General features: G+C 62.7%; 19 protein-coding genes. 10 read left to right on the top strand and 9 right to left on the bottom strand.

The features are described from left to right. The first annotated feature begins 127 nt into the window (after window positions 1–127). The 4 genes from X756_RS142695 (at window position 128) to X756_RS142710 (ending at window position 4,893) form a co-directional block, all read left to right on the top strand. Complete coding sequence (locus X756_RS142695; protein ID WP_023684539.1) at window positions 128–2,287, top strand: penicillin-binding protein 1A; 2,160 nt, start codon at window positions 128–130, stop codon at window positions 2,285–2,287. 73 nt (window positions 2,288–2,360) lie between these two features. After that, window positions 2,361–2,945, top strand: coding sequence for a DUF1214 domain-containing protein (locus tag X756_RS142700; protein ID WP_023670163.1), 585 nt, complete (start codon window positions 2,361–2,363; stop codon window positions 2,943–2,945). Further along, window positions 2,938–3,486, top strand: a complete 549-nt coding sequence (locus X756_RS142705; RefSeq protein ID WP_023687234.1) for a DUF1254 domain-containing protein — start codon at window positions 2,938–2,940, stop codon at window positions 3,484–3,486. Before X756_RS142700 ends, X756_RS142705 begins: the two co-directional genes overlap by 8 nt. Window positions 3,487–3,882: 396 nt before the next feature. Then, window positions 3,883–4,893: a DUF2336 domain-containing protein gene (locus X756_RS142710; RefSeq protein WP_023731020.1), complete on the top strand. Its 1,011-nt coding sequence runs from the start codon at window positions 3,883–3,885 to the stop codon at window positions 4,891–4,893. On the opposite strand, the gene X756_RS142715 is transcribed toward X756_RS142710, so the two are convergent. The 3 genes from X756_RS142715 to X756_RS142725 all read right to left on the bottom strand — a co-directional run bounded on the left by X756_RS142715 (window position 4,880) and on the right by X756_RS142725 (window position 7,809). Next, window positions 4,880–5,227 carry a DUF1491 family protein gene (locus X756_RS142715; RefSeq protein WP_023670160.1) on the bottom strand — a complete coding sequence of 116 codons (348 nt, stop codon included), beginning with the start codon at window positions 5,225–5,227 and terminating at the stop codon, window positions 4,880–4,882. The two genes, X756_RS142710 and X756_RS142715, sit on opposite strands and share 14 nt — an antisense overlap. Window positions 5,228–5,300: 73 nt before the next feature. Next, on the bottom strand, window positions 5,301–6,089 hold the full coding sequence (locus X756_RS142720; protein WP_023670159.1) for a peptidoglycan-binding protein: 789 nt from the start codon (window positions 6,087–6,089) through the stop codon (window positions 5,301–5,303). Beyond that, window positions 6,064–7,809: a HAMP domain-containing sensor histidine kinase gene (locus tag X756_RS142725; RefSeq protein ID WP_023731019.1), complete on the bottom strand. Its 1,746-nt coding sequence runs from the start codon at window positions 7,807–7,809 to the stop codon at window positions 6,064–6,066. Before X756_RS142725 ends, X756_RS142720 begins: the two co-directional genes overlap by 26 nt. 532 nt (window positions 7,810–8,341) lie before the next feature. On the opposite strand from X756_RS142725, the gene X756_RS142730 reads away from it, so the two are divergent. After that, a complete protein-coding gene (locus X756_RS142730; protein ID WP_023731018.1) occupies window positions 8,342–8,710 on the top strand; it encodes a DUF5330 domain-containing protein in 369 nt (122 codons plus the stop codon). A gap of 116 nt (window positions 8,711–8,826) precedes the next feature. Further along, entirely contained in the window at window positions 8,827–9,255 is a 429-nt protein-coding gene (locus X756_RS142735) for a SufE family protein (protein WP_023673679.1), read from the top strand. Window positions 9,256–9,381: 126 nt separating this feature from the next. Here X756_RS142735 and X756_RS142740 read toward each other — a convergent pair whose 3' ends face one another. After that, window positions 9,382–9,807 carry a MucR family transcriptional regulator gene (locus X756_RS142740; RefSeq protein ID WP_023673680.1) on the bottom strand — a complete coding sequence of 142 codons (426 nt, stop codon included), beginning with the start codon at window positions 9,805–9,807 and terminating at the stop codon, window positions 9,382–9,384. A gap of 412 nt (window positions 9,808–10,219) precedes the next feature. After that, on the bottom strand, window positions 10,220–10,594 hold the full coding sequence (locus tag X756_RS142745) for an SH3 domain-containing protein (protein WP_023702200.1): 375 nt from the start codon (window positions 10,592–10,594) through the stop codon (window positions 10,220–10,222). A gap of 114 nt (window positions 10,595–10,708) precedes the next feature. On the opposite strand from X756_RS142745, the gene X756_RS142750 reads away from it, so the two are divergent. The 3 genes from X756_RS142750 (at window position 10,709) to X756_RS142760 (ending at window position 14,039) form a co-directional block, all read left to right on the top strand. Further along, window positions 10,709–12,880: a S9 family peptidase gene (locus X756_RS142750; protein WP_023731017.1), complete on the top strand. Its 2,172-nt coding sequence runs from the start codon at window positions 10,709–10,711 to the stop codon at window positions 12,878–12,880. Continuing rightward, window positions 12,877–13,503, top strand: coding sequence for a LysE family translocator (locus X756_RS142755; RefSeq protein ID WP_023702202.1), 627 nt, complete (start codon window positions 12,877–12,879; stop codon window positions 13,501–13,503). The genes X756_RS142750 and X756_RS142755 overlap by 4 nt, the downstream gene beginning before the upstream one ends. Before the next feature lie 146 nt (window positions 13,504–13,649). Further along, a complete protein-coding gene (locus X756_RS142760) occupies window positions 13,650–14,039 on the top strand; it encodes an SET domain-containing protein-lysine N-methyltransferase (RefSeq protein ID WP_023673684.1) in 390 nt (129 codons plus the stop codon). 6 nt (window positions 14,040–14,045) lie between these two features. Here X756_RS142760 and X756_RS142765 read toward each other — a convergent pair whose 3' ends face one another. From X756_RS142765 to X756_RS142780, 4 genes are all read right to left on the bottom strand, one after another. Further along, window positions 14,046–14,996: a cytochrome c gene (locus tag X756_RS142765; RefSeq protein ID WP_023731016.1), complete on the bottom strand. Its 951-nt coding sequence runs from the start codon at window positions 14,994–14,996 to the stop codon at window positions 14,046–14,048. Window positions 14,997–15,005: 9 nt separating this feature from the next. Next, window positions 15,006–15,443, bottom strand: coding sequence for a cytochrome c (locus X756_RS142770; protein WP_023684552.1), 438 nt, complete (start codon window positions 15,441–15,443; stop codon window positions 15,006–15,008). Window positions 15,444–15,602: 159 nt separating this feature from the next. Beyond that, window positions 15,603–16,205: a superoxide dismutase gene (locus X756_RS142775; RefSeq protein WP_023673687.1), complete on the bottom strand. Its 603-nt coding sequence runs from the start codon at window positions 16,203–16,205 to the stop codon at window positions 15,603–15,605. Window positions 16,206–16,310: 105 nt separating this feature from the next. Next, window positions 16,311–17,189, bottom strand: coding sequence for a branched-chain amino acid aminotransferase (locus X756_RS142780; protein WP_023731015.1), 879 nt, complete (start codon window positions 17,187–17,189; stop codon window positions 16,311–16,313). Between the two features lie 168 nt (window positions 17,190–17,357). Here X756_RS142780 and X756_RS142785 point away from each other — a divergent pair, with 168 nt between their 5' ends. Continuing rightward, window positions 17,358–18,020, top strand: coding sequence for a haloacid dehalogenase type II (locus X756_RS142785; protein WP_023673689.1), 663 nt, complete (start codon window positions 17,358–17,360; stop codon window positions 18,018–18,020). Window positions 18,021–18,053 lie beyond the last annotated feature (33 nt).

The raw sequence follows: 18,053 nt of genomic DNA, 5'->3' as shown, positions 1-18,053 counted from the left end.
CAAACCGTGCGGTGTGGCCTGGCTGCCCTTGTGAGCCGGGCTGAAATGGAAGAATAGTCTTCGCCGGGTATGCCCGCCCTGAAATTGCCCGCTTGCGGTTCTCAGGTGGGTTGGGTGAGTTTCGGGAATGGCCAGTCCTTTAGAACGACGTCCAAGACGAAGAGGTCCGATCGCCGCCGCACTGCTGGCGGTGGACGCCTGGATCGATTCCTCGCTCTACGAAATCGGCTTCAAGGCCGGCCAGTTCTGGGAATCGGCAACCATTTTTTCGCGGCGCTTCCGAGTCACCGGCTGGCGACGCGGCATCATCGAGGTGCTGAGCGAAGGTTTTACGATGGGCGCCGGCGGCGTCGTCGTGCTGCTCGCACTCGCGATGCCGGCCTTCCAGATCACCACCGGCGACTGGCGCAGTCAGGGCGATTTCGCCGTCACCTTCCTCGACCGCTACGGCAACGAGATTGGCCAGCGCGGCATCATCCAGCGCGATTCCGTGCCTGTCGACGAGATGCCGGACCATGTCATCAAAGCAGTGCTGGCGACCGAGGACCGGCGCTTCTTCGAGCACTACGGCATCGACGTGCTCGGCCTGTCGCGCGCCATCTTCGAGAATGTGCGGGCCAATTCCGTCGTCCAGGGCGGCTCCAGCATCACCCAGCAGCTGGCCAAGAACCTGTTCCTGTCGAATGAGCGGACCTTCCAGCGCAAGATCAAGGAAGCCTTCCTGTCGCTGTGGCTGGAGGCCAATCTGTCGAAGAAGGAGATCCTGCAGCTCTATCTCGACCGCGCCTATATGGGCGGCGGCACGTTCGGCATCGAGGCGGCGGCGGATTTCTATTTCGGCAAGAGCGTCAAGGATCTGAACCTCGCCGAGGCGGCGATGCTGGCCGGCCTGTTCAAGGCGCCGACCAAATACGCCCCGCACATCAACCTGCCCGCTGCCCGCGCTCGCGCCAATGTGGTGCTGTCGAACCTCGTCGATTCCGGTTTCATGACCGAAGGCCAGGTGCTGCAGGCAAGGCTGCATCCAGCCGAGATCGTCGACCGCGGCGAGCAGAAGAGCCCGGATTATTACCTCGACTGGGCGTTCGATGAGGTCAAGAAAATCGCCAAGCCCGGCCAGCATTCGCTCGTCGCACACACCACTTTCGATGCCAACATCCAGAAGGCAGCGGAAGAATCCGTCGAATTTCACCTGCGCCAGTTCGGCAAGGAGTACAACGTCACCGAGGGCGCCGTTGTGGTGATCGAGACCAATGGCGCGGTGCGCGCCATTGTCGGCGGCCGCGACTATGGCGCAAGCCAGTTCAACCGCGCCACCAAGGCGCTGCGCCAGACCGGCTCCTCGTTCAAACCTTACGTCTACGCCACCGCCATGGAGCACGGGTTCACCCCGGACTCCGTCGTCTCAGGCGGGCCGATCAGCTGGGGCGGCTGGTCACCGCACAATTACAATGGCGGCTCGGCCGGCAATGTGACGCTGATCACGGCGATCGCCAAATCGATCAACACCGTGCCGGTACGGCTGGCCAAGGACTATCTCGGCATCGGCCCGATCAAGGCGATGGCCGAATCATTCGGCGTGGAATCGCCGCTGGAGTCGCACAAGACCATGGTGCTCGGCACATCGGGCATGACGGTCATGGACCAGGCGACGGGCTACAGCGTGTTCGCGCAGAACGGCTTCGCCGGCTCGCGGCACGGCATCACCCAGCTCGTCACCCGCACCGGCGATGTCGTCTACGACTTTGCCAAGGATGCGCCGGCGCCGCATCGGGTTCTGTCGGAACAGGCTCTGAAATACATGAACACCATGCTGGCTGCGGTGCCGGCGATCGGCACCGCGCGGCGCGCGCAGCTGCCCAACATCGTCGTCGCCGGCAAGACGGGGACGACGCAATCCTACCGCGACGCCTGGTTCGTCGGCTTCACCGGCAATTACACCGCTGCCGTCTGGCTCGGCAATGACGACTTCACCCCGACCCGCAACATGACCGGAGGCACGCTGCCGGCGATGGTGTGGCAGCGGCTGATGGTCTACGCGCACCAGAATATCGACCTGAAGCCGATCCCCGGCCTCGACAAGCCCTTCGTCGACGAAGAGATCGCGGCCAAAGCCGAGGAAGCGGAGAAGAAAAACGCCGATCAGGCAGCCGCCGATGCCGCGGCCGAGCGCCCGGCGGTGCTGTCCAGCCGCACGACACAGACGCTGCGCGAGATGACCAAGGTGTTCCAGGCCGCGCCCGTGCTCGGCTCGCCGCAGACACCGGAGACCCTGTCGGCGCTTTGATTCCACAGCGCTGCTTGCTCTGTGGCCTGCCCCGCTATATCCCCGAACGATAATTCTCTCGTCCCGGTTCTTCATGCTCAAGACCGCCTTTTTCACGCTGCTTTCGCTTGCCATAGCCATCGGCCTCGGCGGCGGCAGCGTCTGGTATGCGCTGCAGGCGCAGAGCGGCGTCGGCGCGATCAGCATCGGCCAATGGACCGCCTTCCCCGAGATCGGCACGCAAGATGCCGACCCCTATTCGAAGGCGCGCGTGGCGCGCGAGGGCGTGCTGGCGCTCGGCAAGGCGGAAGGCTTGTCCTTCATCGCCGAACGCGATGCGGCCGGCGATGAGCTTCAGCGGCAATGCGACTACAGGATCGAAGGCAGTTTCCCGACCGCCCGGTTCTGGACGCTCTATGCCGCGGATCAATCGCTCGGCGTGGTCGACACCGGCAAGCCGAGGCTGGCGGCGCTGCAATCCTACCAGGTGCTGCGTCAGCCCGACAATTCGGTGATCATCGCCGTCGGCAACCGTCCGGCCCCCGGCAACTGGCTTCTGACCGAAGGTTTTGGCCGGATGTACTTCGTGCTCACCTTCTACGATACGCCGATTGCCTCAAGCACCGGCCTTTCCGACGTGTCGCTGCCCCGGATCGTCAAGGCTGGCTGCAATGCGTAGGTTGCTGCACGCCATCCTGCTCGGCCTGCTCGGCGCCGGCATCGTCCACATCGTGGTGCTTTTGCTGGTGCCGGAATTTACCGAGCGCGATGCCTGGTCACGGCTGGCGATGGCGTCCGACCTCTACAAGATGACCAGGCTGGATGCCGAGGCGGGCGGCGCGCCGGTGGTGAAGTCAGTGGATCCGCTGTTTTACGCCGCCGCCTGCCGCTTCGACCTTGCCGAAGGCGTGGTGCGGATCAAGGCGCCGGGCAGCGTGCCGTTCTGGTCGGTGTCGGTCTATGACCGCAACGGCCACAATTTCTATTCATTCAACGACCGCACGGCGACCGGCAGCAAGCTGGACACCGTGGTGCTGACGCCGGCACAGATGATCGACGTGCGCAGGGAGCTTCCCGAAGACCTGCAAGGGGCGATCTTCGTCGAGGCGCCGATCGAGGAAGGCATCTTCGTCATCCGCGCCTTCGTGCCTGACGACAGCTGGAAGCCAGTTGTGTCGCAGTTCCTGGACCAGAGCTCCTGCGAACTGCAGGACTACTGACCTCACCCCGACGACCAGCAAATTCAGTGGTGCGGAACAGGCGTCCGTGGTGTGCCCGGCTGGTCCGCCGGTCGCGCCTGGCCCGCCAATGGCGGATGCTCGTAGCGGACGCCGGGAAAAATGATCACCGCCGCCGGCGTACCGGTGTCCTGAACTGCTCGATTGACTGGTGCCGATCGCGGCACGAAAGACAGTACCATGCCCATGGTTCGCGTATTCCTCTCGGTTGCCCCGGAGCACAACGCAACGCCTCCAAATGTGATTAAGGCCGGCAGAGGGTTAACGGAGCGCTAACGGATCGCGGCTAATTTGATGTTTGTTCCAGGCCTTGCGCGAAACCGACACAGTTGCGGTTGAGCATGGTCCGGGTTGTGTCGAGTGTCGGGCGTATCTTCCGTGTCAGCTTCGGATTTCAGGCAAATCGCCATACGGACGGAATCGGGAAAAGCCGAAAGGCTGTTTCGCGCCGCCGTGTCGGCGTTCTGCTCGCTGACCCGCCCGTCGCGCCGCGAGATCGCCCAGCTCGAGGATCTGACGCTGCCGCTGTTCGACAGCGTGCCGGTCGAATCGCGCCGCTATGTCGCCGCCGCCCTGTCCGAATGCGAATATGCGCCGGCCGCCCTGGTGCGGCGGCTTTGCGAGGAGCCGGTCGATGTCTGCGCGCCCTTGCTCGTCCGTTCGCGGGCGCTGGGCGACATCGACCTGATCGCGTTGATCGGCCGCCACGGCCTGCCGCATGCGCGCGCCATTGCCCGCCGCAAGGATTTGAACCCGACCATCGCGCAGTTGATCAAGGCGCTGGAAAAGCCGACCCTGGTGCGCGTGCGGCAGCCCGAGCCGATCGCCGACGTGGCGGGCAACGGTGCCGAAGCCGCTGCCGCCGCTCCCAGCGCACCAAAACTGCCCGGCAGCGCCGCCGAAACCGCCAGGCGCCGCCTGCGCTCGATGATGCTCGCCGAGGGCGAGGCGACATCGGTCAATCCCTTCGTCGGCTCAGCAACTTACAGCAAGCTGCGCGAGACGGCGCTGACCGGCAAAGCCGCCTTCTTTCAGACCGCGCTTGCCGACGCGCTCGACATCGACTTCTCCACGGCGCGGTCGCTGACCGAGCATTCGAGCTATGTCTCGTTGCTCGCCGCGCTGCGGGCGCTCGACCTCAGCGAGGACAGGGCATTCCTGATCGTGGTCGCGGTTTACCCCCGGGAGTTTCCGCACCCGCAGGCGATCCGCATCTTCCTCGACCGATACCGGCTGCTGCACCACGAGGCGGCGCTCGACAAGGTGCGCGGCTGGAAGGCCGAAACATTGTCGCGAGCGGTGCGCGGCAACACCCCTGTCGCCGCGAATGGCGACCAAGCGCCGGACGTCGACAAAGCCAGCCTAGGGGCCAGCCTCAAGGCGTCTTGACGGAGAGAAGCTCCTCGACGGAAACCGTTGCGGCCTCGATCTCGACCACCCAGATGTCGGGATCGAATTTTTTCTCCCGCTCAAGCCTGGCGTCAAGCGCGGCGGCATCGTCGCCGGCGCCGAGCAGCGTGAAAAAGCGATCATCCGGTTTGTCCGAATCGTAGCTCGTCTGGGGCGCCGGGCCGAACAGGGAGACGTCGCCCAGCCTGCCGCGGGAGAGCACGAAGACAGCGCCGGCCTCGGTCGCGCCGCGCTTGACGACGGCCGCAAAGCCGCCGGCGCCGAAAACACGGCGCAGCAGGGCCGACACCCAAAACTCGGTGGTTACGCGCATGACGAGGCTCCGGAGGACATGCGCGGCGTCTTAGCCGGATTTTCGTCTATCCGCGAGCGGTCGTCTTGACCACTCAATTGGTCAGGCCGATCTCGCGCATCTTAACGTAGACGACCTCGTCGGGCTCGCCCGTTTCCGGCAGGCCGAATAGCGACTGGAATTCCTTGATCGCCGCCTTGGTGCGGGCGCCGACGACGCCGTCGAGCTGCATGTCGTCATTGCCGAATGCCTTCAGGCCGGCCTGGATCTTGACGATGCGGGCATCGGGCGCCTGGGCGGATACCGGCGCGGAAACCGGGATGGGCGCAGGCGCGGCCTCGGGCGCGGCAACTCGAGCGGCGGCCATATCCACGGGCCTCGGCACAGGATGCGGGATGCCAGCTGTTGTCTGCTTGGCGCCGAGCTGGTCGAGCAGGACGGCGTCGATCTCACCGGAGGCCGGCAGGCCAACTTTCTGCTGGTATGCCTGGATCGCCTTTTGGGTATTCGGCCCGGAAATGCCGTCGACCGTTCCCGTGTAGAAATCGAGATCCTTCAGGATGCCCTGGACCTGCTCGACGGTCGGATCGCTTTTGACCGGAGCCGGGCCGGGCCGCAGGATGTTGATGGTGGTTTCGGGTTCGTCCGCGCCGGGGTGCGGAAAACCCTCGATGCTGCGGGTGGCGAAGAAGGCGCCGGCATGCGGAAACGGCTGGTACCACAGCGCGTTGGCGGAAACGTAGAACAGCGTCACCAGGAAGGCGGTCGAGCCGCCGACCAGGACCGGATTGCGCGAGATCGCGCCGCCCAGCGCAATCGCGCCGGCCTCGAACGCGCCGCTGCGGCGCTTGACCGCCTTAGGCTGTTTTGCGGAGCGAGCCATTCCTGTCCCCTTTCGCGTCGCCTTTCGTCCTGGTCGCGGGCATCGGCAGCACGCCGTTCCTCTCGGTCGCGCTCCTCTTCGGCCCGTTCACCGGCAGGCTGATCGTGACCGTCGTCCCCTCGCCCGGCATGCTTTCGATCGACATCGTGCCGTCGTGCAGCGCCACCAGGCCCTTGACCAGCGACAGGCCGAGCCCGGTGCCCTCGAAGCGGCGCGTATAGTCGTTCTGGATCTGCATGAACGGCTTGCCGAGATTGACAAAATCTTCCTCGGCGATGCCGATGCCGGTGTCCCTGACCCAGAAATGCAGCCGCGAGCCGATCCGCTTGGCGCCGACGACGACATTGCCGCCATCGGGCGTGAACTTGACCGCATTGGAGACGAGGTTGATCAGGATCTGCTGCACGGCACGACGGTCGGCATTGATCTCCCCGGCGTCCGGCGCAATCTGCGCCTGGAGACCGATGTTCTTGGCATTCGCCTGCAGCTGCATCATCGACTGGCACATCTCGACCGCTTCGATGAATCGGAACGGTTCGGGCTCGGTCGCGTAGGCGCCGGCCTCGATCCTCGAGACATCAAGGATGGAGGTGACGACGGCAAGCAGATGCTGGCCCGACTCCTTCACCAGGCCGACATACTCCTTCTGGCGCGGGTCCTTGAAGCCGCCGAACATCTCATGCAGCAGCATGTCGGAAAAACCGATGATGGCGTTGAGCGGCGTCCGAAGCTCATGGCTGACGACCGCCAGGAAGCGGCCCTTTGCCACCTCGGCCGACGCTGCGGCCTCATTGGCGGCAGCAAGCTCGTCGCGCAATTCGGCAGTCTCGTCGTTCTCGCGCAGCAGCAGGGTGAAGGTCTCCTGCTGCTCTTCGGCACGCATCAGTTCGAGCTGAAATGGCCGGTAATTGTCGGCCGTCGAGGCGCTGCCGTCCTGCGGCAGCCTTACCCGAAGATCGAGCCGGCGCGCCAGGGCGCCATCGCGCATGTCGGCAAGCGCGCTGAGATAAGCGACGCGATCGGACAGGTGGATGCGGTCGAACAGCCCGGCGCCGAAAAGCAGTTCCGGCGGCAGCTTCAGGATGGTGCGCGCCTTGGCTGAGGCATCCAGGACCTCGCCATGCCGGGCGACATGCAGGACAACGGCGTCGATCATGTCTTCAAGGCGGTCGTTTGGAAGCAGCGCGGGCTGCGCGCGTGCGGCATCGCCTAGGGCTGCGAGCCGGGGAACCAGCGTCAGGCCCCAGGCGAGCGGCAGCAGCCAGTGCCACGCCGCGACTTGCGCCCCGCCGAGCGGGACGACAGAGGCGACAAAGGGCTGCAGCAGCATTGCGGCCAAGGCCGCGAGGCCGCCCCAAAGTGCCGCGCGCTTTGAACCGCCGATCCACCAGGCCTCGAATGGCACTGCCAGGGCCAGCAGCGCAACCGGCGACGCCAGGCCGCCTGCTGCCGCGACGGCGCCGGCAAGCGCAAGACCGCCGGCGGCAAGGGCAACCTGGGCTGCCAGCGTCATCTTGCCTGACGCCGCCACCAGCAAGGCGGCGAACCAGCAAAGACCGAAGGCGGCGAAAATGGTTGCGACGGTGACGGCGGCGCCCATGCCCGAGGTGACCAGTGTCACCGCCGCACCGGCGGCGAAGAACGGAGCGGCAAGCATGATGCCGATGAACCGGCGCTGGCGCAGGCGGTCGCCCTGGCCGATGATGGCCGGATGGACCATGCGTTCGCAACCGGCCGCCAGCGCGCCAGGCAGTTCAAGATATCTGGCAGTTGTCAAACTCAACGCACTCGCACCCGGTCGTGACTGCCCCTGCTTTGCAGGTCGCTTTTGCTTGTTTGAAACTCGCATCCAGCGTTTAAGGAATGAATAAGGCTGACCGGAACAACGAGCGCGCTGCGGCAAAAATTGGAGCGCCGGTACCGGAATGCACCGCCATTTGTAGCCATAGTAAACGGAGCGTTATGTGCAAAGGGCGTGCCCGTGGCTGCGAAACCCTGAGCCGGCATGCCTGCTCTTCTGAAGATATCCATGCGCAACAATCGCTTAGATGGTTACTGCAAGGTTAAGAAAATTGTCGGCATTTGAGGCTAATGCACTGCAAAACGCCTCGCTTCGAATTTGCCTAAAATTTGAGGAAAATTTTCACTGAGCAGGAAAGCCGTCCTTTGCGCCTCATGTGCCATTGTCGCTGATATAAAGAGGTCATTGCGCATGGACGCATGATCCGGTCATTGGACGAGAGGGCAGATCGATGGGCTTTTTGATAAGAATGGCGTTCTGGTTTTCGCTGGTGTTGCTGGCGCTGCCGCTGACCGTCGGCCCCGACGAGGATGGCCGCGAGAGCGTCGGGCCGTTCCAGGCGCTTTTTGCGGCGCGCGAAGCGGTCGGCGACATCACGGGCATTTGCGAGCGCAAGCCGGACGTCTGCGAAACCGGCAAGTCGGCGATGCATACGATCAGCGCCCGGGCCAAGGAAACCGCCAAGATCGCCGCCGCCATGCTGGACGACAAGAGCGCCGAGACCTCGCCCGATACATCGCTGGCCACCGGCAGCGTCGCCAAGGACATCGTGCTGCCGGCGACAGTCAACATACCTGCCAAGCTGGTGGCGAAGAACTAAACACCGTTTCAGCTGTATCTACAGCGACACCGCAGGCCGGTCGGACCTCTCGATGCCTGCGGTGCTTTTCTTCTTTTTCCGTGACGCCGCAGCCGCGGATGACTATATCCCGAGCAATGGCCACGACGATCCAGACGATCCGCGACGACTTCTCCCTGCTCGACGAGTGGGAAGACCGCTATCGCTATGTCATCGAGCTCGGCGAAGCGCTGCCGCCATTTCCCGACGCCGAACGCAACGCCGCCAACAAGGTGCCGGGCTGCGTCAGCCAGGTCTGGCTGACCACGAGCCGAGCGCCGGGCGCCGATCCGGTCATCACCTTCACAGGCGATTCAGACGCTCATATCGTGCGCGGTCTGGTCGCCATCATGCTGGCGCTGTTTTCGGGACGGACTGCCAGCCAGATCCTTGAAACGGACGCAGAGGCGACGCTGAGGTCGCTTGGCCTCGACGAACATCTGTCGCCGCAGCGGGCCAATGGCCTGCGCTCGATGGTCAAGCGCGTCAAGCGGGACGCCGAGATGGCTCTCAAGCAGACTGCTTGATTGCTCTATCTTCTCTTCTTTCGACGCAATTCCAAGGGAAAGCGCTCGGCAGTTTTCCTGGAATTGTTCTAGAAACAAAAACGGCGCCGTAAGGGGCGCCGTTGATCTTGTCCATTGGAGCCGGTGTTACCGCCCCTTGCGCTTGCGGCCGAGGCCCATCTTCTTGGCCAGCTGCGAACGGGCAGCGGCATAGTTGGGGGCAACCATCGGATAGCTGGCGTCGAGATTCCACTTCTCGCGGTATTCATCGGGCGTCAGACCGTAATGGGTCATCAGGTGGCGCTTCAGCGACTTGAACTTCTTGCCATCTTCAAGGCAGACGATGTAATCGTCATGAACAGAGCGCTTCGGGTTTACCGCAGGCTTCTGCTTGTCGGCCGGAGGCTGTTCGCTTGCTCCGCCCACGCGCCCGAGAGCGGCATGGACATCAGCGATAAGGTTCGGCAATTCGCCGACCGGCACGGGATTGTTGCTGACATAGGCTGCCACCACATCGGCGGTCAGCTCGATCAGCGCATCGCTATTTCTGGAAGGTGTTTCGACGATATCCATGGTTTAGGCCCCAACGAAGGATGTTTCTGTTTGCGCCCTTTTTGGAAGATCGGGCATGGCGCGAATTTCACGCGGGAAGAGCTTCATGGATTCGCGTCCGGGCATCTTAATGAGCCCACAGACAAAGTAAGTCAATTCGCATCTTGCGCTATATTCAACGATATTCATCGAATAGTCGCTCTTCAGCTTCAATCTTTCGTGCACTCTGTAACTTCGCGATATTTTCTGGTCGGACCAGGACTAGCATGACGTAAGGTCACACCACCGCTAAATCAGCAAGGACTCATAAAGCGGGCAGCGATGCTTGGTCTATGCTTCGAGGTTTGGGCGGCTGATTGTCGGATTCGTACCAAACCGCAAGTTGCAAAGCGTTGGCGAAACACGCCGAAGAAGATCTTCGGTCTGACCGGATTCAATACGGCGTGAGGTATTTTCCATAGACCCAGCCACTAACAAAACCACCATTTTGCGCCGGGTCGTGCCAAACTTGACACCATTGATAGCGAATTGCCTGTTTCTGTTTCCAGTGCGGCTGGCCGGCGATCTCCAGAAGATTCAAGCCGCCGGTGCACTTGCCGGTCATCTGCAGGATCGTCCCGTTGGGATAGGCGGCCTGCTTCTGCGAGGTGCCGGACGGATATTTGCGAACGTTGAGCGTGTCGCCGAACGGCACGCCAGCCACTTGCCAAGCGGCGAACGCGGTTGCATGAGACTGGCCGGTGAAAGCCAGAACGGTCGAAGCGACGACGGCGAGAGCCGCAGCGGTGTTGATATGGAAATTCATCATCCTCTCCTTTTGGCTCATCTCCCGAGCCCGCCGCAACCAATACATCCCGGCCCTTGAACCCGCGCTGATCGGCGTGTTCATTTGCCATTCAAGTAATTTCTTCAGTGAGACGCAATGACCAAGACCTCAGCTTTTCCGACCGCCAGCCCGCCGAGCCCCGAGAAACACCCCGTCTTCGACACGCATCACGGCATTACCCGCACAGATGACTATGCCTGGCTGAGGGCCGAGAACTGGCAGGCGATGTTCAGGGACCCTTCCCTGCTTGAGGGCCGCATCCGCGCCCATCTCGAAGCCGAAAACGCCTATCAAGCAGTGCTTATGGCCGATACGCTAGAGCTTCGGAAGCAGCTGTTCGGCGAGATGAAGGGGCGCATCAAGGAAGATGATTCGACGGTGCCGATGAAGGATGGCCCCTATGCTTACGGCTCATCCTTCAAGCTTGGCGGCGAACAGCCCCGCTATTTCCGCATGCCGCGCGATGGCGGCGATGAGCAGATCCTGCTCGATGGCGACGCGGAAGCCGAGGGCAAGCCCTATTTCCGCCTCGGCGGCGTCGACCATTCGGCCGATCACCGCAAGCTGTTGTGGGCGTTCGACGACAAGGGCTCTGAATTCTTCACACTTCGCGTGCGCGATCTCACCAGCGGCAAGGAACTGAGCGACCAGATCGAGGCCACCAGTGGTGGCGGCGTCTGGAATGCCGCCGATGACGGCTTCTTCTACACAAGGCTCGACGACAATCATCGCCCGTCCAAGGTGCTGTTCCACGCGCTCGGCGGCAGCCCCCTTAATGACCGGCTGATTTATGAGGAAACCGATCCCGGCTTCTTCATGGATGTCGGCGGCACGCGCTCCAACGAATGGATCATGATCGGGATCAACGATCACGAAACCTCGGAATATCACCTGATGCGCGCCGATGAGCCTTTCGCCGAGCCAAAGCTGGTGGCAAAGCGCGAGACTGGCCTGCAATATGATCTGGAAGAAGGCGGCGACATCTTCTTCGTCCTCACCAATGCCGACGGCGCCAAGGACTTCAAGATCATGACGGCGCCGGCTGATGACCCGGTTCGCGCCAACTGGGAAGAGCTGGTGGCGCACGAGCCAGGCCGGCTGATCCTGTCGGTGGTCGGCTTCAGGGATCATATGGTCAGGCTCGAACGCAAGGAAGGGCTGCCGCGCATCGTCGTGCGCGATCGCCGCAGCGGCGAGGAGCATCTGATCTCGTTCGACGAAGAGGCGTTCTCGCTCGGCCTGTCGGGGTCCTATGAATACGACACCGAGATCATGCGCTTCACCTATTCGTCGATGACGACCCCGGCGCAGGTCTTCGACTACAATATGCGCAGCCGCGAGCGTGTGCTGCTGAAGACCCAGGAAGTGCCTTCCGGTCACAATCCGGATCATTATGTCACGCGCCGGCTGATGGCGCCGGCCGCCGATGGCGAACTGGTGCCGGTCTCGCTCCTGCATCACCGCGACACGCCGCTCGATGGCTCCGCACCGTGCCTGCTTTACGGCTACGGCTCTTACGGCATTGCCATCCCGGCGGCGTTCAACACCAACTGGTTCTCGCTGGTCGACCGTGGCTTTGTCTTTGCCATCGCCCATGTCCGCGGCGGCAAGGACAAGGGCTATGGCTGGTATGACGACGGCAAGCGGGCGCACAAGATGAACACGTTCACCGATTTCATCGCCGTCGCGCAGCATCTCGTCGCCGAGCGTTACACCCAACACGACCGCATCGTCGCGCAAGGCGGCTCGGCCGGCGGCATGCTGATGGGTGCGATCGCCAACATGGCGCCGCAAAATTTCGGCGCCATCGTTGCCGAGGTCCCCTTTGTCGACGTGCTGACCACGATGCTCGACGCAAGCTTGCCGCTGACGCCGCCGGAGTGGCCGGAATGGGGCAACCCGATCGCGTCGGCGGAAGATTACCAAACGATCGCCGCCTACTCACCCTATGACAATGTCGCCGATCACGACTACCCGCCGATACTGGCGCTGGCCGGCCTCACCGATCCGCGCGTCACCTATTGGGAGCCGGCCAAATGGGTGGCGCGGCTGCGCGAGCGCAAGAGCGGCGACAATCCGGTGCTGTTCAAGATCAACATGGATTCCGGCCATGCCGGCGCGTCGGGCCGGTTCTCCAGGCTGGAGGAGATCGCCTACACCTATTCCTTTGCGCTCAAGGTGACTGGCAAGGCCGAACCCGAGGTTACGGGCAAGCCCGAACCTGAGGTGACGGGCAAGGCTGAGAATGCAACGGAGGCGTCGCAATGATCGATCTATCCACCTTGACGGCTTACATAGCGGTTGTGCTTGGCTTTGTGTTTATTCCAGGCCCAGCCACGCTTTTGACGGTCACGCGAGCGACGAGTTCCGGAACCAGGGTTGGCGTCGCGACGGGCGCGGGCGTCGCGGCTGGCGATGTGTTCCATACCATCATGGCGATGGTCGGCATTTCGGCGATCATCGCCACTTCGGCAACGCTGTTCAGCGTCGTAAAATACATCGGCGCGGCGTATCTCGTTTACCTCGGCATCCGCGCAATCATCGAGAGAATACCGGCCGACCCTACTGCCGGCGCACTCGCGATCTCCGCCAGCAAGGCGTTTCGTCAAGCTGTCCTGACCGAAGTGCTTAACCCAAAGACGGCGCTTTTCTTCCTCGCCTTCCTGCCCCAGTTCGTGCGGCCTGAAAACGGATCGGTGATGCTCCAGCTGATGACGCTGGGAATAATCTTTGTTCTGCTCGGCCTTTTCAGCACAGTCGTCTTTGCCGTGAGTGCGGGCCGGCTGGGCACGTTCCTGCGCCGCAATCCGTCGGTGGTGAAATGGCAAGGCAAGGTGGTTGGCGGCATCTACTGCGCGTTAGGCGTCCGTCTGGCCTTGCAGCAGCGCTGATGTCGATGCGAAAGGCGCGCCCGTCGAGGCGCGCCGGTCGTCACTTTTTGAATTCCAGGCTGCTCATTTTCACTCGCATTTGCAATGGCTGCGCGCTACCCAATGCGCGCCACCTTCCAGACCATGACATACGCAAAGGGGCCACTATGTTGCTCGTCGACACCTATCTCGAGAAATCACCGATCCAGGGCATCGGGGTTTTCGCCAGGAACCACATTGCCAAGGGCACGCTGGTCTGGAAGCTCGACCCCAGATTCGACCGGATCATCGACGTCGAGACCTATGAAGGCGAGAGCGGCCCGGTGAAGAACTATCTCGACCGTTATTCCTATCCAGACCGCCGGGATCCGAACTACATCGTCTTCGAAGCCGACGACGCCCGCTACATGAACCATGACGACGAACCGAATTGCGATGTCTCCTCGCCCGAGGAAACCTATGCCTTGCGCGACATCGCACCCGGCGAGGAACTGACCTGCAATTACAGCCATTTCTTCGAGACGGGCTTCGACTTCCTCGGCGATCGCCACCTGTAGCCGGGATCACTTGGCCGGCTTGCTGCGCACCGGGTAGCCGTTGGGATGCGGCGGCACCGCCTTGAGATAGGCGGCTATTGCCGCGCGATCTTCCGGCGGCAGTTCGGCCATGTTGCGCTGCACGTCGACCATGGCGCCGCCGACCGAATCGAAATCAGGGGTAAAACCGGTTTCGAGATAGTTGGCGATGTCGGCTTCCGACCAGTCACCGAGCCCGCCTTCGCCCGATGTGATGTTCGGCACGATGCCGCTGCCTTCGGCGGCCGCCGCGCCAGCCAACCACTGGCTCTTCCTGGTGCCGCCGGTGACATCGCGCGGCGTGTGGCATTCGCCGCAATGGCCGGGCCCCTCGACCAGATAGCGGCCGGCGAGTACCAGATCAGGCGTGCCATCGGCAAAGGCAATCACCGGCTCTTTGCTGAGATGGAGCCGCTTCCACAGGCCGAGGCCGCGGCGGATGTTGAAGGGGAAAGTCAGGGAATTGTCGGGCGCCTTGCCGGCGACCGCCGGCAGCGTCTTCAGGAACGCATAGAGATCGGCAATATCAGCCGGCTTCATGCGGGCGTAGGACGCGTAGGGAAAGGCCGGATAGAAATGCTCGCCCGACGGCGACACGCCCTTCAGCATGGCGTTGGCAAGGTCCTCGACCGTCCAGGCGCCGATGCCGTCCTTGGGATCCTGCGAGATGTTGGGCGGCACGAAGGTGCCGAACGGCGTCTTGAGCTCGAGGCCGCCGACCAGTTGCAAACGGGCGTCGCCTTGCGAGCCCGGCTTGGCGTGACAGGAGGTGCAGCCGCCGGCATTGAAAATGCGCTTGCCCCTGGCGGCGTCGCCGGGGCCGAGCTGCGCCAGGGTGCCAGTGTCGAGCTTGACCGGCGCCGACAACAGCCAGCCGGCGCCCGCACCGACGACGCCCAGGACAAGGGCGACGCCGACAAATTTTTTCCACAAGGGCATTGCCCGGGATCAGCTCTTCTTCACCCGATAGGTCTTGTGGCAGGTGCCGCAATCACTGCCGAGCGTATCGATCTGCGCCTTCAGCGCATCGACATCGGCGGGGGCGGCGGCGACTGCGGCCTTGACGTCGGCGAGGTACTTGTCTTCGGTCGATTTGAAGCCCGCCATGTCTTTCCAGATTTTGGGCGAGGCGGTGGTATCACCGCTGTCGCTGCCGGCCGGGAACAGCGTGTCGACATCGAACTTCTCGGCATTGACTTGCAGCGCCTGCAGCGCCGTCAGCACGGCGGCGGCATCGAAGTCCGCTTCGCCCTTGGCGATCTTCGACAGGCCGCCGACGATCTTGCCTCGTTCCTTCATCAGTCCCTGTCGGTCGAGGATCGGGTCGGCAAAAGCCGCCGAGGCGGCGAGGCTGAGCATAGAGATGGCGATAACAAGCTTTCTCATTCAATTGGCTCCAGGATGATGAGGGGTCGCGACCTAACGTTAACGGAGGGCGGGCCGGGATTATTCCCTGTCCGCCGGCCGGATTCTGCCGAATTTTGTGTGCCTGCTGCTTCAGCTGAGAAAGAAAAGCCCCGGAGTACCGGGGCTTCTCTGGGTCGATCAGGCTTTCGCCTCTTCGTACATTTCAAGGACATGGTCCCAGTTGATGAGGCTGTCGACGAAGGCCTCGAGATATTTCGGCCGCGCGTTGCGGTAGTCGATGTAATAGGAATGTTCCCAGACATCGACGCCGAGGATCGGCGATGCGCCATGGACGAGCGGGTTCTCGCCGTTCGGCGTCTTGGATATTGCCAGCTTGCCGTCCTTCACCGAGACCCAGGCCCAGCCCGAGCCGAACTGCGTGGTGCCAGCGGCGATGAAGTCGGCCTTGAACTTGTCGTACCCGCCGAGATCCGCGTCGAAAGCCTTCTGCAGGGCGCCCGGAAGCTTGTTGCCGCCGCCGCCCTTCTTCATCCACTTCCAGAAATGGATGTGGTTGTAGTGCTGGGCTGCGTTGTTGAAGAGGCCGGCATTCTTGCCGAACGACTGTTTGACCACCTCTTCGACCGACAGATCGCCAAGGCCCGCTTCGGCGGCCAGCTTGTTGCCGTTGTCGACATAAGCCTTGTGGTGCTTGTCGTGGTGATACTCCAGCGTCTCCTTCGACATGTAAGGCTGCAAGGCCTCGTAGTCGTAGGGCAAGGCGGGCAATTCAAAAGCCATCGGTCATACTCCTCATGGAAAAATCCGGTGCGGATACCGGATTAAGATAGGGCTGCATTGATCTGGAACAACTCCGGAATGAAGCGCCAATTGCCTTTTAGCGGCTCAACCGGCGGAAGTCGAATGCGCCCATTCCCAATAAAGGTCGCGCGCTTTCTTGGCCACCGGCCCGGGCTGCAGATCGCGGTCCTCGATGCGGGTGATCGGCACGACCTTGGAATGATTTCCGGTCGAAAATATCTCGTCGGCTTCGAGAAAGTCGCGCACCGACAGCATCTTCTCCGTGGTCTTGAAGCCGTAATCGCCAAGCAGCGTCATGGTGCGCGAGCGGGTGATGCCGGACAGGAAGGTGCCGTTGGGCGCCGGCGTCAACACGTGGCTGTCCTTGACCAGGAAGATGTTCGAGGTTCCGGTCTCGGCGACATTGCCCAGCATGTCCAGCACCAGCGCATTGTCGAAGCCGCGTCCCTTGGCTTCGAGAATGGCGCGGCCATTGTTGGGATAGAGGCAGCCGGCCTTGGCATTGGTCGGCATGGTCTCGATGGTCGGCCGCCGGAACGGCGACACGGTGATCGAAAAGCCGGTCGGCGAGATCATCGGCGATTCGTAAAGGCAGAGGCAGAAACGGGTCGAGGCCGGATCGGCCGGCACGCCCATATAGCCGCCATGCTCGGCCCAGTACATCGGCCTGATGTAGACCGCTGTCTTGCCGTCGAACTTCTTCAGCCCGTCCCAGGTCAGGCCGACGATCTGGTCGACGTTCATCGACGGCGCGAGGCCGAGCGCGGTCGCCGATGCGTTCACCCTAGCGGCATGCAGCTCGAGATCGGGGGCGACGCCTTCGAACCAGCGGGCGCCGTCGAAGACGCTGGTGCCGAGCCACATGGCGTGGCTGCGCGGACCAAGGATGGCGACGTTGCCTTCGTACCAGTCGCCGTCGACGAAGGTCCATGTCGCCGATAGCGCCGCAGTCGCCAGTGTCATTGTTCGGTTCCGCTTCAAAGCTGTTTGTTGCCAGGCATTGGAAGATGCTTTGACCGGCGCCGTCAACCGGCATGGAGCGGATTTGTTGAGGCCAGAGCCCCCCAAGAAAGCGATCAAGACTGTAATCGATGCTTGCACCTTGCGCCGCCTGCCCTCAAAACTGTCGCCATGCATTACGCGGCTTACGTTTTCGACGCCTATGGCACGTTGTTCGACGTGCACGCAGCCGTGCGCCGTCATGACGGCGAGATCGGCCCCGACGGCCCGCTGCTTTCGGAAATCTGGCGCGCCAAGCAGCTGGAATATTCCTGGGTGCGCACGCTGATGGGCGGCTATGCCGATTTCTGGCAGCTCACCGAACAGGCGCTCGATTTCGCCCTGCTCAAGGTTCCCTCCGCCGACAAGGGACTGAAGGCCAAGCTGCTCGAAGCCTATTGGCGGCTCGACTGCTATCCGGAAGTGCCGGCCGTGCTCAAGGCGCTGAAAGCATCCGGCGCCAAGCTCGCAATCCTGTCCAACGGCTCGCCCGAGATGCTGGAAGCGGCGGTCAAGTCGGCCGCCCTCGACCAGGTGCTGGACGATATCTTTTCGGTCGACGCCGTCAGGCGCTTCAAGACCGACCCGTCGACCTACGACATGGTGGCGACGGGCTGGCGACTCTATCCGGGCGCCGTCTCGTTCCAGTCGTCCAACCGCTGGGACGTCGCCGGCGCCACCAAATTCGGCTTTCGCACCGTATGGATCAACCGCGCCAACCAGCCCGAGGAATACCGGGATTTCCCGCCGGCGCTGATCCTGCCGTCGCTTGAAGGCCTGCTGACCGGCGGCTGATCACTCTGTTGCCTTCGAGCAACAGTGGCAGGG

Origin of the sequence: Mesorhizobium sp. LNJC405B00 (assembly GCF_000502615.1) — a bacterium.
Taxonomy (GTDB): Bacteria; Pseudomonadota; Alphaproteobacteria; order Rhizobiales; family Rhizobiaceae; genus Mesorhizobium.
This window is presented reverse-complemented; position numbering and strand designations above follow the sequence as displayed.

What these genes read in the sequence shown, in the direction of transcription:
- X756_RS142740 (WP_023673680.1), bottom strand. Translation starts at nt 9,807, where the DNA reads ATGGATATCGTCGAAACACCTTCCAGAAATAGCGATGCGCTGATCGAG.
- X756_RS142725 (WP_023731019.1), bottom strand. Translation starts at nt 7,809, where the DNA reads ATGGTCCATCCGGCCATCATCGGCCAGGGCGACCGCCTGCGCCAGCGC.
- X756_RS142695 (WP_023684539.1), top strand. Translation starts at nt 128, where the DNA reads ATGGCCAGTCCTTTAGAACGACGTCCAAGACGAAGAGGTCCGATCGCC.
- X756_RS142765 (WP_023731016.1), bottom strand. Translation starts at nt 14,996, where the DNA reads ATGCCCTTGTGGAAAAAATTTGTCGGCGTCGCCCTTGTCCTGGGCGTC.
- X756_RS142750 (WP_023731017.1), top strand. Translation starts at nt 10,709, where the DNA reads ATGACCAAGACCTCAGCTTTTCCGACCGCCAGCCCGCCGAGCCCCGAG.
- X756_RS142730 (WP_023731018.1), top strand. Translation starts at nt 8,342, where the DNA reads ATGGGCTTTTTGATAAGAATGGCGTTCTGGTTTTCGCTGGTGTTGCTG.
- X756_RS142760 (WP_023673684.1), top strand. Translation starts at nt 13,650, where the DNA reads ATGTTGCTCGTCGACACCTATCTCGAGAAATCACCGATCCAGGGCATC.
- X756_RS142700 (WP_023670163.1), top strand. Translation starts at nt 2,361, where the DNA reads ATGCTCAAGACCGCCTTTTTCACGCTGCTTTCGCTTGCCATAGCCATC.
- X756_RS142705 (WP_023687234.1), top strand. Translation starts at nt 2,938, where the DNA reads ATGCGTAGGTTGCTGCACGCCATCCTGCTCGGCCTGCTCGGCGCCGGC.
- X756_RS142715 (WP_023670160.1), bottom strand. Translation starts at nt 5,227, where the DNA reads ATGCGCGTAACCACCGAGTTTTGGGTGTCGGCCCTGCTGCGCCGTGTT.
- X756_RS142770 (WP_023684552.1), bottom strand. Translation starts at nt 15,443, where the DNA reads ATGAGAAAGCTTGTTATCGCCATCTCTATGCTCAGCCTCGCCGCCTCG.
- X756_RS142780 (WP_023731015.1), bottom strand. Translation starts at nt 17,189, where the DNA reads ATGACACTGGCGACTGCGGCGCTATCGGCGACATGGACCTTCGTCGAC.
- X756_RS142755 (WP_023702202.1), top strand. Translation starts at nt 12,877, where the DNA reads ATGATCGATCTATCCACCTTGACGGCTTACATAGCGGTTGTGCTTGGC.
- X756_RS142745 (WP_023702200.1), bottom strand. Translation starts at nt 10,594, where the DNA reads ATGATGAATTTCCATATCAACACCGCTGCGGCTCTCGCCGTCGTCGCT.
- X756_RS142735 (WP_023673679.1), top strand. Translation starts at nt 8,827, where the DNA reads ATGGCCACGACGATCCAGACGATCCGCGACGACTTCTCCCTGCTCGAC.
- X756_RS142720 (WP_023670159.1), bottom strand. Translation starts at nt 6,089, where the DNA reads ATGGCTCGCTCCGCAAAACAGCCTAAGGCGGTCAAGCGCCGCAGCGGC.
- X756_RS142775 (WP_023673687.1), bottom strand. Translation starts at nt 16,205, where the DNA reads ATGGCTTTTGAATTGCCCGCCTTGCCCTACGACTACGAGGCCTTGCAG.
- X756_RS142785 (WP_023673689.1), top strand. Translation starts at nt 17,358, where the DNA reads ATGCATTACGCGGCTTACGTTTTCGACGCCTATGGCACGTTGTTCGAC.